Source organism: Rothia terrae (genome assembly GCF_014705925.2).
Classification (GTDB): Bacteria; Actinomycetota; Actinomycetes; order Actinomycetales; family Micrococcaceae; genus Rothia; species Rothia terrae.
The window spans coordinates 1,309,578-1,324,917 of record NZ_CP061539.1 but is presented as its reverse complement, the minus strand read 5'-3'; the positions used below and the strand labels follow the sequence as shown (position 1 = coordinate 1,324,917).

The 15,340-nt window shown below is 49.9% G+C and carries 13 protein-coding genes; 2 read left to right on the top strand and 11 right to left on the bottom strand.

The genetic code is table 11. From position 1 onward, the window contains the following. Positions 1-24 precede the first annotated feature (24 nt). The 5 genes from IDM49_RS06210 to leuS all read right to left on the bottom strand — a co-directional run bounded on the left by IDM49_RS06210 (position 25) and on the right by leuS (position 6,976). Positions 25-927 (bottom strand): ComEC/Rec2 family competence protein, encoded by a 903-nt coding sequence (locus IDM49_RS06210; RefSeq protein WP_190723895.1) that lies wholly within the window; start codon positions 925-927, stop codon positions 25-27. Beyond that, a complete protein-coding gene (locus tag IDM49_RS06205) occupies positions 911-2,494 on the bottom strand; it encodes a ComEC/Rec2 family competence protein (RefSeq protein WP_190723894.1) in 1,584 nt (527 codons plus the stop codon). The genes IDM49_RS06210 and IDM49_RS06205 overlap by 17 nt, the downstream gene beginning before the upstream one ends. Before the next feature lie 2 nt (positions 2,495-2,496). Beyond that, the gene (locus tag IDM49_RS12245) at positions 2,497-3,039 is read right to left on the bottom strand and encodes a helix-hairpin-helix domain-containing protein (RefSeq protein ID WP_228008022.1); all 543 of its coding nucleotides are present in this window, start codon (positions 3,037-3,039) and stop codon (positions 2,497-2,499) included. Between the two features lie 412 nt (positions 3,040-3,451). Continuing rightward, positions 3,452-4,330, bottom strand: coding sequence for a DegV family protein (locus tag IDM49_RS06195; RefSeq protein WP_190723893.1), 879 nt, complete (start codon positions 4,328-4,330; stop codon positions 3,452-3,454). 90 nt (positions 4,331-4,420) lie between these two features. Then, positions 4,421-6,976, bottom strand: a complete 2,556-nt coding sequence (leuS, locus tag IDM49_RS06190) for a leucine--tRNA ligase (RefSeq protein WP_168613902.1) — start codon at positions 6,974-6,976, stop codon at positions 4,421-4,423. A 158-nt stretch (positions 6,977-7,134) separates the two neighbouring features. Here leuS and IDM49_RS06185 point away from each other — a divergent pair, with 158 nt between their 5' ends. Beyond that, positions 7,135-8,019 carry an alpha/beta fold hydrolase gene (locus IDM49_RS06185; protein WP_228008020.1) on the top strand — a complete coding sequence of 295 codons (885 nt, stop codon included), beginning with the start codon at positions 7,135-7,137 and terminating at the stop codon, positions 8,017-8,019. Positions 8,020-8,023: 4 nt separating this feature from the next. Continuing rightward, entirely contained in the window at positions 8,024-9,121 is a 1,098-nt protein-coding gene (locus IDM49_RS06180) for a glycosyltransferase family 4 protein (RefSeq protein ID WP_190725440.1), read from the top strand. A 9-nt stretch (positions 9,122-9,130) separates the two neighbouring features. Here IDM49_RS06180 and IDM49_RS06175 read toward each other — a convergent pair whose 3' ends face one another. The 6 genes from IDM49_RS06175 to mihF all read right to left on the bottom strand — a co-directional run bounded on the left by IDM49_RS06175 (position 9,131) and on the right by mihF (position 15,240). Beyond that, positions 9,131-11,254, bottom strand: coding sequence for a primosomal protein N' (locus IDM49_RS06175; RefSeq protein ID WP_190723892.1), 2,124 nt, complete (start codon positions 11,252-11,254; stop codon positions 9,131-9,133). 8 nt (positions 11,255-11,262) lie between these two features. Next, on the bottom strand, positions 11,263-12,468 hold the full coding sequence (metK, locus tag IDM49_RS06170) for a methionine adenosyltransferase (RefSeq protein WP_168613899.1): 1,206 nt from the start codon (positions 12,466-12,468) through the stop codon (positions 11,263-11,265). Positions 12,469-12,508: 40 nt separating this feature from the next. Continuing rightward, complete coding sequence (gene coaBC / locus IDM49_RS06165) at positions 12,509-13,759, bottom strand: bifunctional phosphopantothenoylcysteine decarboxylase/phosphopantothenate--cysteine ligase CoaBC (RefSeq protein WP_190723891.1); 1,251 nt, start codon at positions 13,757-13,759, stop codon at positions 12,509-12,511. Between the two features lie 17 nt (positions 13,760-13,776). Further along, positions 13,777-14,166 (bottom strand): DNA-directed RNA polymerase subunit omega, encoded by a 390-nt coding sequence (rpoZ, locus tag IDM49_RS06160; protein ID WP_168613897.1) that lies wholly within the window; start codon positions 14,164-14,166, stop codon positions 13,777-13,779. A gap of 172 nt (positions 14,167-14,338) precedes the next feature. Further along, positions 14,339-14,908 (bottom strand): guanylate kinase, encoded by a 570-nt coding sequence (gene gmk / locus IDM49_RS06155; RefSeq protein ID WP_190723890.1) that lies wholly within the window; start codon positions 14,906-14,908, stop codon positions 14,339-14,341. Between the two features lie 17 nt (positions 14,909-14,925). Further along, entirely contained in the window at positions 14,926-15,240 is a 315-nt protein-coding gene (gene mihF / locus IDM49_RS06150) for an integration host factor, actinobacterial type (RefSeq protein WP_190723889.1), read from the bottom strand. Between the last annotated feature and the right edge of the window lie 100 nt (positions 15,241-15,340).

Sequence of the window (15,340 nt, the reverse complement as noted above, 5' to 3'; positions counted from 1 at the left end):
CATAACGAAATGAACCCGCTAGCGCTAACTCCTACCGCGCGCATGAGAGCTAACCATCATAAGTCTTCCTTGTTCTACATACGTAGCGATGTGCCCTGACTCGATGGTGCTCGCGGTGGGTACATGATGTTGGGCAAGATATTGAGTAATTTCTTGGTGTGGGTGACCGTATTCGTTATTCTTGCCTGCTGAAATCAGCGCAAGTTGTGGATGCGTGGCCTCCAGTAAAGCTGTGCCTGCGCCTTTCGAACCGTGATGAGGGACAGCCAATACATCAGCGTGAACATCTGGATTTTGCGATAGCAACTTCTGCACACCCGGTTTTTCTAGATCGCCGGTGGCTAGATATGTCAGATTTCGATCCTCGATGCAAGAGATATTGAGTAGCTCTGTCAACGAGTCATTGTTGTACGATGCTTCTAGATGTGCTGTTAAACCGTCTGGACTCAACGTCTTTGCTTCAACGCTACATTGGTCACCGGTGAATCCTAACGACTGACCTTGTAGCTGCCTTTGCAAATTTGTGTACCCTGACGGCAGTTGCTTCTGCTCAAAAACAGTTGAGACGTATACGGGTGTACCACGAAATTTTTCAACGCTTTCTAGGGCTTTGACATGGTCCTCGTGTTCATGGGTCAAAAATATTCCTTCCAATTTCGATATTCCTGCCCAATTCAAGCAGCCTAGGAGCTTATCGGGCTCGTCCCCAGCGTCCACGAGGACTGCACTGTCATGGTCGATATGTATCAAGGACGCGCTCCCCTGCCCAACATCGCAGGTCACAATCTGCCACTGATGAGGAGCCGCGGTTACACGTTGCGTCCCCAATTCATGACCAATTGTGAACCCAGCTAACACGGTGATTATCAGCCAAAAAAACCAGGTCTGTTGACGACGCATCCTTCTATGGTTACCACGAATGGACATCGTGACCTCTATCAGTGTAGAAGGCAGTTCGTTCAAGATGCCCTCTAAGCTTCAGTCCGCAGATAGTCACCAATACGATAACTATTAGGGCGAGAGACATTGTTCTCCACGATGGTTCAAGGGGCACGACACTCAGTGGTAAACCGGATACCCAGTGGGCAATATTCATGAGAGCTCGACAGCACATTCCAGCTAATTGTATGAGCAACTGCACGAGTGCATCCAAGCTGGGAACTGAGTTTAGATGCAGAAAAATAGCTACTGTAGCGAGCAAACCGATTATGGTCACCGGTGCAACAATGAATGTTGCCATGATATTAGCTGGAACGGAGTACGTTTGGTAGGACTGCACCATCAGAATCATCACAGGAACGCACCACAGCGAGGCAGAGATAGGAATCGCTAGTATTTCCGAAATCAGACGCGGCATAACAGTTGAAAAAACTATGACCAGTGCTGGCGCCAGGATAATGAGAGCTGCAGTAGCGATAACAGATAGGGCAAAACCATAATCGAGGGCATAACGCGGTTCTATCATCAAAAGCGCAATAACAGCGACCCAGAGCATGGGTGCGCTAAAGCGTCCTGTGCCTGAGATGAGTGCAAGGGCTCCTAGAACACCCATGCATAGGGCTCGCAGAACTGACGGTTCAGCACCTACTAATGACACGTAGAGTACTATAGCCCCAGTTGAAATCATGATATTGAGAGTGCGGTGGCACCTAAAATACTGAAGCACCCTGAAACCTAACACAAAGACCAGGCTTATATTTGCACCGGAAACCGCGGTGAGATGCGTTAGACCGGTGGTTCTAAAATCATTCGCTGTCTCATCGCTCATTCCGGAATCGTCACCGTAGGTCATTCCTAGAACGAGGGCCGCTTCGTCTTGGTCAAGGTTTGATTCGGTGTACTCACGCATTCTCGTTTTAAAAGCCAACGTCGCGGGTTCTTGTCCCCTGTGCTGAAGAGTCGCGGTCGGTCGCATAATGCGGTAGTGGCTACCTGTCGCTTGCAAGGTTCCGCGCACCGAGATGGTATCGCCTACTTTCATTTCAGCGCTATCGTAGGTGGTGAAAGAAACAGGTAGATCAAAAGGACTTTGAAAATTGCGCGCTTTCATTTTTGTCCCTTGAACAATGATTCTTTGAGAATTTTCGCCTTTTTCAGCAGTTCTCACAGTTCCGGTGATTTCAACAAATGAATTGTTCCACTCATTAGCTGCCTTGAACGCCTCTACCTGATGGGTAGCAGTTAACAACAAACTCTGCGCAAGAGTTATACCTGAAGCTAAGACGATTAGACCGGTGTATTGTTCAGCGGGTGTGTAAAACATTCTTGCGGCAATAGCACAGATCAGCACTGCCGACACTAGATAGATGTAACCCAAAAACTGATCCGGGGAGATGATAATGCCGGACGTTGCACCCCAAATACCAAGAGCCGGTAATAGCATCCGCGTATCGGTGATGCTGGCGTGCGCTCTCTTCCGGTAGCTTGCCTCGAGATCTTTTGAATATGAAGCAGCTAATGACTTCCAGATCCTCTGCACCTTGATTGACTTCATGTTTACACCGTCACTAGCGGTGTCAGCATCTCGAGCATCGCAGGTCCGATGCCGGGAACGTTATCTAAATCAGCAACCGAACTGAATCCACCGTTAGTTTCTCTCCACGAAATGATTTTTTCAGCGGTGGCAGGTCCGACTTTAGGTAGCTCTTGAAGTTGCTCGGATGTTGCGGTATTGAGATTGATAACTGTGCCGGAGCTGGCGGAGGGATTTACACCGGCAGTGCTCGCCGCAACGGGTAGCCCTACAACTTGCTCCCCCACCGCAGGAATATATATTTGGGCGCCATCGGTCGCTGATGCAGCAAGGTTGACCTTAGAGGTATCTGCTTCTGCCGTTACTCCCCCAGCTTTTTCTACCGCATCGTTGACGCGAGAACCTTGGGGCAACTGAAAGACACCGGGTTGATGTACCTGCCCAACAACGTGAACAACTACCGTGCCGTTGGAAGTCACCTGTGATGCTGTAGCTGAGGTAGTGGGGATTTGTGCTGGGTTCTCCGACGCTTCGTTTGAAGTTTTCGCATCTTCTGCTGTAGCCACGACTGTAGCATCCTGGGATCCTTGATGCGAAAGCAGGAAACTAAGAGCTATGACCGTGGCAAAAAGAATAAATAAGCCAGCGATAGATTTTAAGGAAGGCGGTTGCCAACGAACTACGGAATGTTTAAGTGGCTCAGGCTGAGGCCGATCTTCGTGATCAAATTCGTAGGCATAGTTGATGGCACTTCGTGGAAACTGATCTGGTTCAGTTGTATCACGGCCTCTCCGCTTGGCTAGTAGCCGAGTCACAGCATCCGGTTCAGCGTCTGTTTCAGGAGAATGTGGTTCGTACATGCCTCAAGAGTAAATGCGTCCCACTCAGGATGTTGGGGAAAATATGAAAATGTGGATAAAACCCGGTTTTTAGTGACTTATCCACACAAGCTGTGTCCACAAAAGACGGGTGTCCACATTAGTAAACGGCAACTGCTAAGATACCAAGACCAGTATGAGCTGACAAAACTACTGGCAATGCGGTCAAAACGGTGGCCTGATCGCAGTTGATGTCTCGAGCAAAATCTACTGCTTCGGCTCTATTCCCACAGTAATGTACTGCGACAACGCGTCCTTGGGTTGCCAAAAGCATTTCATCATCGCTACCTGCTACCTGATATCGCTCTCGGCATTCAGTGGTAATAATTTCTTTAAGACGCTCTTTAGCCCTCGACGCGGTGCGTGGGCGTTCAAGGTACACCAAACGACCATCTTCAACCGTTGCTACCGGCATGATTTGGAACATCTGACCTACTCGAGCTAATGCCGGATGTATGCGGCCGCCTTTTCGTAGCGCATCTAAAGTAGGCACATAAAAAATGAGACGTGTGCGTTCACTAATTTCGTATGCTGCATCAACCAAAACGGCCAGATTGTCGTAAGTTTCAGTCAGACGCATGAGTTCGCGTACCACTGTTCCCTGAGCCATCGCTACAGTTTTGGTATCAATGACATGGATTGGCAGATCAAGCTGGTGGGATGCGGCGTGAGCCGCGTTGACTGTACCTGAAAGCTGCCCGGAGAGATGGACTGAGAAAATCGCATCGAATCCTTCAGCTTCAAATTGTTGATAAACCCGCTGAAAATCACCGGGCGAAGGAGAGGACGTCTGAACAACTTCGCCTTGAATATGAGCTAACGCTATTCGTTCTTCAACATCTGGGGTAGAGGTAATATCTGTGTCGTTGATGCGAACGCCGAGAGTGACGACAGCAAAACGCCCAGATTCTTCAAACTTTTTAATCTCACCTGCATCCAAAGCACAGGCAGAATCAGTAACGATAGCAATCTTCTTCACACCCTTATACTAGCGTGCGCGAATCAAGCCATAAAAAATGTGGGGATACGTGAAATACGTATCCCCGCATTTTTCATGTTCTAGCCGAAACTAGATGACGATGTTAACCAATTTGGGTGCTCGAACAATCACCTTACGGATTTCAGCTCCGTTGAGTGCACGCTGTATAGCTTCGGACTCAAGCGCAAGCCTCTCAAGGTCAGCTTCTGAGATGTCCTTGGCAACATCAAGGCGATCCTTAACTTTGCCCTTGACCTGTACAACTGCAACTACGGTGTCATCAACCAACAAAGACGCATCAATCTCTGGCCATCCTGCGGTGAGTACAGGCTCATCGTGGCCAAGGTTGTGCCACATGTCCTCGGCTACATAAGGCGCATACAGGGAGAGCAAAATTGCGATTGCTTCTGCAGCTTCACGTACTGCTGGGTCAGTAGCACCTGCGCCAGAATCAATGGTCTTGCGGGTTGCGTTGACAAGTTCCATGGTCTTAGCGACAACCACGTTGAACTTACCGGTTTCTACCAGCTGAGTAACATCGTTCAAAGCGCGGTGTGTGATACGACGTAGCGATACATCGCCCTGGGTAATATCTGAGTTCGCTTCGGCTTCTACGTCGTTAGCAATACGCCATGCACGTGCCAAGAACTTTGATGCACCACCGGGTGATACATCTGCCCAGTCGACGTCATCTTCGGGCGGGGATGCGAACACCATAGTAGTACGAACAGCATCCACGCCAAAAGCGTCCAACTGTTCACCGAGATCAACACCGTTGCCCAATGACTTGGACATGGCTTTGCCTTCGTTGAGTACCTGGCCCTGGTTCATGAGTGCCTTGAAAGGCTCGTTGTGCTCAATCAAACCAAGATCACGAATAACTTTGGTGAAGAAACGAGCGTACAACAAGTGCAAAATCGCGTGCTCTACACCGCCGACATACATATCCACCTGACCCCATTTTTTCATTTCTTCTGGGTCGAAGGGGCCGCCGTCATACTGGGGCGAAACATAACGCAAGAAGTACCATGACGAATCCACGAAAGTATCCATGGTGTCTGAGTCACGCTTTGCTTCACCGCCACATTCAGGGCACTCTACGGTATTCCACTCGGTAGCAGCCGCTAGAGGTGACTGCCCCTTAGGAGCCAAGTCCTCGCCCTTAAGGTTATCGGGCAAAGTTACGGGAAGCTGCTCCTCGGGAACAAGCACTTCACCGCACTTCTCACAATGAATAACGGGAATAGGGGTACCCCAGAAACGCTGACGAGAGAGCAACCAGTCACGCAAACGGAAGATCGTCTTGCCTTCACCGGTGCCGGCTTTCTCAATGATTTCGATAGCTTTAGCGATACCTTCAGCCTTCGACAAACCGGTAAGCTCACCTGAATTAATCAAAGTGCCTTCACCAGCGGTGGCAACACCTGTTTCTGCAGGATCCTCTTCCCCGGTCTCCACCACGGTGACAACGGGAATATCAAACTTCTTAGCGAAATCAAGATCGCGCTGGTCGTGAGCAGGAACAGCCATAATAGCGCCGGTACCGTAATCAGACAGCACGTAGTCAGAAGCCCAAATCGGCAGCTCCTTGCCGGTCAGAGGGTTCACAGCGTAGCGTCCGGTAAACACACCGGTCTTCTCACGCTCAGTCGACTGACGTTCAATGTCGCTCAGAGCCTTAATCTGCTCACGATAATTCTCCAACGCCTCAACCTGGTCTTCAGCGACCAAATCAACTGCGAGCTGAGAATCAGCAGCTACAACAAAGAAAGTAGCACCGTACAGAGTGTCCGGACGGGTTGTAAAGACAGGAATTGAAGTCTCATCTTTACCACCACCGGCAGCAACAACGAAGTTAACCTCTGCACCTTCAGAACGACCAATCCAGTTCTTCTGCATCGCAAGGACGCGTTCAGGCCAGTGACCTTCAAGTTGCTTCATGTCATCAAGGAGCTCCTGCGCGTAGTCAGTAATCTTGAAGTACCACTGGTTCAGATCCTTCTTAGTGACGGTGGTTCCGCAGCGCTCGCAGGCACCGTTAACAACCTGCTCGTTGGCAAGAACAGTCTGATCCTTAGGGCACCAGTTCACCTTTGAGTACTTGCGGTAGGCAAGACCCTTTTTGTAGAACTGCTGGAACAACCACTGAGTCCACTTGTAGTACTCAGGATCTGAGGTGTGTAAGCGGCGGGACCAATCAACTGCGATTCCGTACCGCTTGAATGAGTTCGCCTGGGTTTCAATGTTCTTGTAGGTCCACTCTTTAGGGTGGGTATTGTTTTTAATTGCCGCGTTTTCCGCAGGCAAACCGAAAGAGTCCCAACCGATGGGGTGCAAAACGTCCATGCCCTGCTGACGCCAAAAACGCGCGTTGACGTCGCCGATAACAAATGCTTCAGCGTGCCCCATGTGAAGGTCACCTGAAGGGTACGGGAACATGTCTAGTACGTAGCGACGTTCTTTGCCCGGCTCATTGGTGGGAGCGTAAACATTAGTTTCTTCCCAGTAGGGCTGCCATTTCGCTTCAATTTCTTTGAAGTCGTATGACTTTTCGTTAGTTTCTGTCTCGTGAGACAACTGAAAAATCCTGTCTATTGGTGCCTGCGCATCCTGACAAATGCACAAGAAGCATCTGACGGAAAACATAATAATTCTGTACCAAGTCTAACGTGTCTTTGCACTAAATGCTGAGGTGGTTCAACGTTAGCTCACATACCAAAAGGCATCAGTATTGCTCAAACCTGTAAGCTGTTATGGAGCTATTTCATGGCTGTTGGCAATCTTTGATGAGAAGAGGCGTTCCGTTGACTCCCCCCTTTGAAAATGTACCGGATACTATCCTTCGAGGAGCTGAGCACAGTGCGGTGGTCTTAGGCACGCAAACGCATTATTGGATTTATGGGGATACATGCAATCCACTGGTGGTTCTTGTACACGGTTTTCGGGGTGATCACCATGGACTTGCTCTGATTGGTCAGTACCTTTCCGATGATTTTTGTGTGATTATTCCTGACCTGCCGGGGTTTGGCCGAACTTCATCTGTATCTGATGCTCAGCATAATCTCTCTACTTACGCTGCCTGGCTCAACGCATTTGTAGAAACAGTAATCGAGGATTCCGTTGTCCTAGTTGGGCATTCATTTGGGTCTATCGTCAGCACCTACGCTGCAGTTGTACGTCCTGAAAATTTCACGAGGGTTTCACTCATCAACCCTATTTCTGAGCCTGCTTTAGAAGGTTCTCAAAAGCTGGTATCTCGCTTGGCATCCGCCTACTATTCAGTGGGCACAAAATTGCCGGAAAAGCTTGGTTTTCTCTGGCTTACGTCAAAAATTGTGACACGAGCAAGTAGTGAATTTATGATGCGTACAACCAGCCCCGAATTACGTGCCTTTATCAATGGCCAGCACGACGCCTACTTCGGTGCATTTAGCTCCAGACAAACTCTACTGGATGCTTATGAAACATCTATTAGCGAAACCGCAGCTTATTATGCCCCTGCTCTGCAGACTCCAACCCAGATGATTGTTGCTGAAGATGACGATTTGGGCACACTTAAAACCGCCACCGCTATGCGCGATTCAATTGCCACGGTTCGAATGGACGTCATCGAACAGGTTGGTCATCTGGTGCATTACGAAACACCACGTCATGCAGCTCAACTCATCAAAGAATTCATCGAGGACTAGCACCATGAAACTTATTGTGGACGCGCGTTACACCCGAACCACCCAGCATGACGGCATTTCTCGTTATACAGCATCACTCATTGAAGCTTTACAACGGTTACAACATACTAATGATGATGCCGTTCCCGCGAACTTCGAATTACTCATGGCAATCAGCGATGATGCCCAACTCAAAATGCTATCTAACGTGCCCCACATCAAAATTTGTTCTCCCACGGGGCCGCTCGAGCCGCTGGCGTCCTTACAACTGAACAAATATTCGCCGGATGTTGTGTTTTCACCCATGCAAACCATGGGTACTCTCGGGCGAAAATTTAAAGTGGTTCTGACCCTGCACGACCTCATCTATTATGAGCACCCTACTCCCCCATCATTTCTGCCGCGGGCAGTACAAATCGGATGGCGCATCTTTCATAAGTCGTACCTACCGCAGCGATTTTTACTCAACAGGGCCGATGCTGTAGCAACAGTGAGTAGGACTACGGCAGAACTCATTAAGCAACACCGTCTCACTCGTCGTCCGATCCATGTGATAGCGAATGCTCCACAGCCTGGATCGGTCATCAGCGAGCAGGAAGCACTTACCGTCGCCACGCATCGTACGAAAGATCTTCTATACATGGGGTCCTTCATGCCTTATAAGGGCGTAGAGACCCTCATCCAAGCAATGAAAGATCTCCCCGACTACCGGTTGCACTTGCTCTCACGCATCAACCCTGCAGACCACGCCAGGCTTAAACAACAAGCGCCGAGCAACGTCATCTTTCATAACGGTGTCGAAGAACATCACTACACCGAACTACTTTCACAAGCCTCAGCCCTTATCACCGCAACACGCGCCGAAGGCTACGGCCTACCCGTAGTGGAGGCACAAGCATCCGGCTGTCCTGTCGTCATCTCAGACATACCTATCTTCAAAGAAATAGCACCGCACGCACTTTTCGCAAGCCCGCGCAATCCACACGAATTTGCCCAAGCAGTCCGAGATCTCGAAGATCCAGTTCTGCAAAACAAGCAAATCATTGAAGGACTGCACGACGCGAACCAGTACTCGTGGGACGCATCCGCACGAAAACTCCTCGAAGTACTCAAAAACCTCTAGCCAGGAAAGCTAGAGAATATCCAAGCCATCACAGCGAATCTGTACCGGTGAATGGATTTTTAGAGCAGAAGAAGCTGACCGCGCCGCTCGCAATGCAGGGGTAATGTCATGTGCCCGGGCGTAGCTGAAAAACAAAATAACGCGCCAAAGCACCTGATCAGTCTCCTGCTCATAAAATCCTTCGGGGCTCTCTAAGATAGCAGGTCCTACCACACGCACGTCCTCAGGAAGATTGAGCTTACCCAAAAAATCTTTGACGGCAGCTTCTTCACCGGTAATGGCAGCAGTCCGAACCGCCGGCGGAAGCATGAGTTGTGCTCGTTCCTCTAATTCTTCCAGAGCAAAACCTACAGGGTCCCAGCGCACTAAAGCTTGGAGGGCGACGGACTCTTGAGCCGTACACACCACTCGTCCGCCTTGAGCAAAGGGGCGAGTCAGCGCAGCCGCATTTAGCCAGCGTCTGAGTGCCATTTCTGGGGCTCGCAAAGAATCTCGAGCATACATGCGGTCGGCATCAAGAAGTAGTGTTGCGCTGTACCCGCCATCTGCCACAGGTTCAGCACCGGGAGTAGCGACAACTAAAGCTGGTTCTGCACCAATATCCGCTCGAACATGCTCACCGCTAGAGGAAATAACGGGCACGTCAGGAAAAGCCCTACCCAATTCTTCAGCAGTACGTAAAGCTCCAACGGCGCTCATACGCCACCTGTCGTATCCACACTCAGAACATTTCCACTGATGGGCTCCCCTACCACACCAGCCGCATTCGGGCACGCTGGATTGTCCGGTCACTTTTAATGGTCCACGGCAATTCTGACAACGAGCCGGCATACGACACCGCTGACAAGCAAGCGATGGAACATAGCCTGCACGAGCCACCTGAACCAGTACTGGTCCATTTTTCAGCGCCTGCTGAGCCAGCTGATAAGCAACCTGAGGGATGCGCGCGAAAGCTGCCATAGGGTCTCGCGCCAGTTGGTACTCATCGCCGGTAGATAGGACGCGCGGTGAATGGTCGCGAACTACTGAGCGGTCAGCGCCGAGATAGGTAGCCCAACGAGTTTTAACTAGGCGGGCGCTCTCGCTGCTCATGGAGTAGCCCATGAAAAGTGCCGCGCAATCACTATGCTGAGCACGCAACAACAAAACATCACGCGCATGAGAATACGGGGCGCGTCGTTCAATAAGGTTAGAATCGCCGTCGTCCCAACAAGCCACAAAACCCAGGTTGTGGACAGGTGCGTATGCAGCTGACCTGGTACCAATAACTATCCGGACTTCCCCTGTACGAACTTTCATAAAGTTCTCGTACCTCTGTGAAGGCTTATCATTGCCGGTGAGCTGAACAAAATGTTCTTCACGGACTAACAGTGACAAAGCATCGCTTAGTCGTTGTAAAGATTTTTGTTCAGGTACAACGGCTATAGAACCTTTACCAGCGTTCGCTGCTGTCACGAGAGCCGCAGCTAATAGATTTTCCCAGCTGTGCTGTTGCATGCTAGCAGGCAACACCGTCATAACTGCTCGAGTGGCTGAATGCGGAAGATCTTCGATAAATTCTGGTCCGTTATTGTAGAGGTTAAAACCGCTCGTTTCGCAAGGCTCGATATCAGGAGCTTCCGCAAAGAATTTCTTTAAGCTAAACCTCTTGTTATCTGGCGCGATTTCTTCTTCACGACTAGTTAGTGCCTTCTTGATGTACTTGTCTTCAGCTCGTGCGATTCGGGCCGGCACCGCTAAACGCAATACATCCTGTGTAACTCCGGCAAAACGCGACGCTACTTCATCAGCAATCTCAAACACCTCGGTACTCACCACCGGGACCGGTGAGATGACTTGTTTGAGAGGCAACAGGCGACCGGGCAAAGAAGATTCAGCTGTGCGTTCTCTGATGAACCCTTGCACAGTGCGCGAGCCAAATGGAACCTTAACCCTCACACCTGGCTGCGCCACGCTAGCCAAATCCTCAGGTACAAGGTAGTCAAAAAGCCTGTCCAGATGAGGTACGTGGGTTTCAACGAGTACACGGGCAACCGGCAACTCAATAGAACTGCCTACCGCACCTTGCTCAAAAGCAGGAAATCCCTGCAACAAATCTGTTTGCAGGGATTCCTTAAAATCGTTAGAACCCATAGGTTCTATTATGCTCCAATTACATCTTTCAATGCATCTACTCGGTCGGTACGCTCCCAGGTGAACTCGGGTTCATTGCGACCAAAATGACCGTGCGCAGCTGTCTTTGCATAAATCGGGCGGCGCAAATCTAGGTCATTGATAATAGCTAGCGGACGCAGGTCGAAGACTTCACGAATGGCTTTTTCAATTTTTGCAGGATCGATTTTTTCGGTTCCAAAAGTCTCAACATACAGACCCACGGGAGCTGCTTGGCCAATTGCGTAAGCTACCTGAACCTCTGCTTTATCAGCTAGACCAGCTGCTACAACATTCTTAGCAACCCAACGCATCGCATATGCAGCCGAACGATCAACCTTCGAAGGATCTTTACCGGAGAAAGCACCCCCGCCGTGACGAGCCATGCCGCCGTAAGTATCAACGATAATCTTTCGACCGGTCAGACCAGCATCGCCGACTGGGCCACCCTGAACAAACTGCCCAGCGGGGTTGATAATGAACTTAGTATCGTTGGAGGTCTCAAACGGCAGACATTCAAGAACCGGTGAAATCACGTGTTCTTTGATATCAGCGTTGAGCTGCTCCAAATCATAGCCGCGCACATGCTGGGTTGAAACTACAACGGTATCGATAGAGACGGGCTTCGCACCGTCATAGCCCAAAGTAACCTGGGTTTTACCGTCAGGACGCAAGTCTTCGAGAATGCCCTGCTTGCGAACATTGGTCAGCTGCTCCGAAAGACGGTGAGCTACCCAGATGGGGGCAGGCATCAAGACCTCGGTCTCATTGGATGCGTAGCCGAACATGATGCCCTGGTCGCCTGCGCCCTGAGCGTCCAAGGCGTCCTTGGCTTCACCCTTACGGGTCTCAAGAGACTCATAAACACCCGCATTGATGTCAGGAGACTGCTCACCAATGGATACCGAAACTCCACAGAATTCGCCATCGAAACCGTGGGTTGAAGAGTTGTACCCAATATCAAGGATTGTTTTGCGGACAATCGAAGGAATATCCACATAACCATTAGTGGTGACTTCACCGGCTACCATTACCTGGCCGGTAGTCACCATGGTTTCGACAGCAACGTTGGACGCTGGATCCTGCTCAAGCAGACCGTCCAGGATTGCATCTGAAATCTGATCACAAATTTTATCTGGATGCCCCTCAGTGACTGACTCACTGGTGAAAAGGCGTAAATGCTGATTATTAGTCACGTATCTACTGTACTGTCTTTCGGGCCCATGAGGGCAATCATTAATTTTGTTTGAGTTGTTGCGCAATAAGTCGAATGAGTGACTGAGCTACGTCATCTTTACTGCCCTGCGCATGAACGATATTCGATGTCATTGACGAAAGAATCGAGACTTCATTGGTGTCGGTACCGAATCCTTTAGTTGAACCGACTTCGTTCACCACTAGCAAATCGCATCCCTTGCGCTTGAGCTTCGCCTGTCCGAATTCTAAAGGAGAAGTATGACCATCGCCGGTTTCGGCTGCAAAACCCACGATGAGATCAAGTGCAGAAATAGTTTTCTGCTCACGGGCCTCGACTATACTCTTCAAAATATCCGGATTTTTCACTAGCTCAATAACCGGAGCTTGGGGATCGCCGTCCGTCTTTTTGATTTTGAAGTCTTCGTACTGAGCGGGTCGAAAATCAGCTACGGCCGCCGCCATAATGAGAACATCCGTGTCGATAACTTCTTCAAAAACAGCTTTTTGAAGTTCTTGAGCGGTTGATATGGACCTAATTTCAACTCCTGCAGGAGGATCAACTTCCATATGCCCAGCAACCAAAGTGACATCGGCGCCAGCTACCTGAGCTGCTCGCGCAATAGCCACGCCCTGCTTGCCCGACGAACGATTACCCAAATATCGAACGGGATCTAGCGGTTCACGGGTTCCACCTGCTGTCACCACGACCTTCTTGCCCTGCAATTCATTTGAAGCTGAAGATTTGGGCGCAACACCGGCTTCTAAAGATGCCAAGATGCGATGAGCTTCTTCAAAAATTTCCTCGGGTTCGGGCATCCGCCCAACACCAGAATCAGGGCCAGTTAACCGCCCCACAGCAGGCTCAATTACGTGATAGCCAAACCCTTTAAGAGTCTCTACGTTTCGTTCCGTCGCCGGATGCTCCCACATTTGCGTATGCATCGCGGGGGCAAGAATCACCGGAGCGTGCGTTGTCAAAATGGTAGCACTCAGCAAATCATCTGCACGACCGGACGCTAAACGCGCCATGAGATCAGCAGTGGCAGGTGCTACCACAATGGCATCGGCCTGCTCTGCCTGACGCACATGGTTAACTTCAGGTACCCGCTCAAAAACAGAAGTCGAAACAGGATTGCCGCTGAGTGCCTCAAACGTCGGTTTGCCAACAAATTCCAGGGCTGAAGCAGTTGGCATAGCAACTACCTCATGACCAGCTTTAGAAAAAAGACGAAGGAGCATTGTCGCCTTATAAGCGGCAATGCCCCCTCCGAAACCTACGATAATACGCATACCGTTAGATGAAACCCTTATTCTGAGTCTTCAGCATCCACGTATTCAACTACGGGAGCATCAACAAACTCTTCACCGTACACCTCACCGGGGAAGAAGTCAGAACCGGTTACTTCGTGGATGATCTGACCGTTCTCATCGAACTTAGAATCTTCAACGTGATGAGCCTCAATCAGACCTTCGTTGATTTCGCGCATCGCAACAGACAAAGCCTTCTCGTTGGGTTCGCTGTCAACCAAAGGACCAACATGATCGTAAAGGTTATCGTGCAACTGTGAGTAGTAAGCATTGATCTGGCGTGCACGACGAGCACCGAAAATCACCAGACCGTACTTGGACTCAGCCTTTTCAATCAGCGCGTCAGCACTGGGGTTGATGATTCCTTCTTCGTTGTGAACGTTAGCCACGAATACTCCAAAAATTGTCGAATAAAATGTACCGGATAATTTCGGTAGAACTCCTCATCAGAGAAGCCAAAACTAAGTATCAACTATAGCGGTTCTAAAAGTATTTAGCACGCGAATGCCCTGCGAAACACATTACGTGAATACGCAGGGCACTCATGCGAGATAGATTTGGCTATCGGGTCAGACCCATCAAGCTCACAATCTCCTCAGCCGCTCGTTCTACCTTGTCATTGACCACGGTATAGTCGAATTCAGGCTCAGCAGCCAATTCTTCCTTAGCGGTTTCAAGGCGAATAGCCTGCTGCTCAGGGCTTTCAGTGCCGCGTCCAACCAAACGATTAACGAGCTCATCCCAACTCGGAGGAGCCAAGAAAATCAGTTGCGACTCCGGCATCGCGTTGCGAATCTGACGAGCACCCTGTAAATCAATTTCCAAGAAGACATCACGCCCAGCGTCCAACGCTCGTTGAACCATGGAACGCATGGTTCCATAGCGGTAGGAATTATGAACTGTAGCCCACTCAAGCATCTGGCGGTTTTCAACCATTGAGTCGAATTCCTCATCAGAAACAAAGTAATAGTGAACGCCGTCTTCTTCCCCCGGACGCGGGTCGCGAGTGGTCGCAGAGACCGAAAACCACACGGTGGGATAGTTCTCGCGAATGTAGGCGGAAACTGTTCCCTTACCAACTGCTGTTGGACCAGCTAAAACTGTTAGTCGAGGTGTGGTTTTTTCAGTCATCTGTACACAATCCTTGGTTATTTGTTGAGGTACTCAACTAATGCACTGCGCTGGTGAACGCCGAGACCACGCAAGCGGCGTGATGATGCGATGTTGAGTTCTTTCAAAATAGCTTCTGCCCGAACTTCGCCGATGCTCGGCAGAGCGGTCAGCAGTTCAGTGACTTTAAGTCTACTCAGTGCTTCTTCATTTTTTGCACGATTGAGTACTTCTTCGACAGTAACTTTGCGATGTTTCAAATCTTCTTTGACTGCAGCACGAGCGATACGTGCGGTCTTAGCCTTTTCGCGAGCTGCAGCGCGCTGTTCGTCGGTCAGTGGATTGAGCACCATTATATTATTCCCTTGTTTATTTTTTCTTTCCCCAAAAACCGTCACCCTACCAGGCTGTTCCCCACAGCCGAGAAGTTAACGGTGATTGTTTTATAGATAT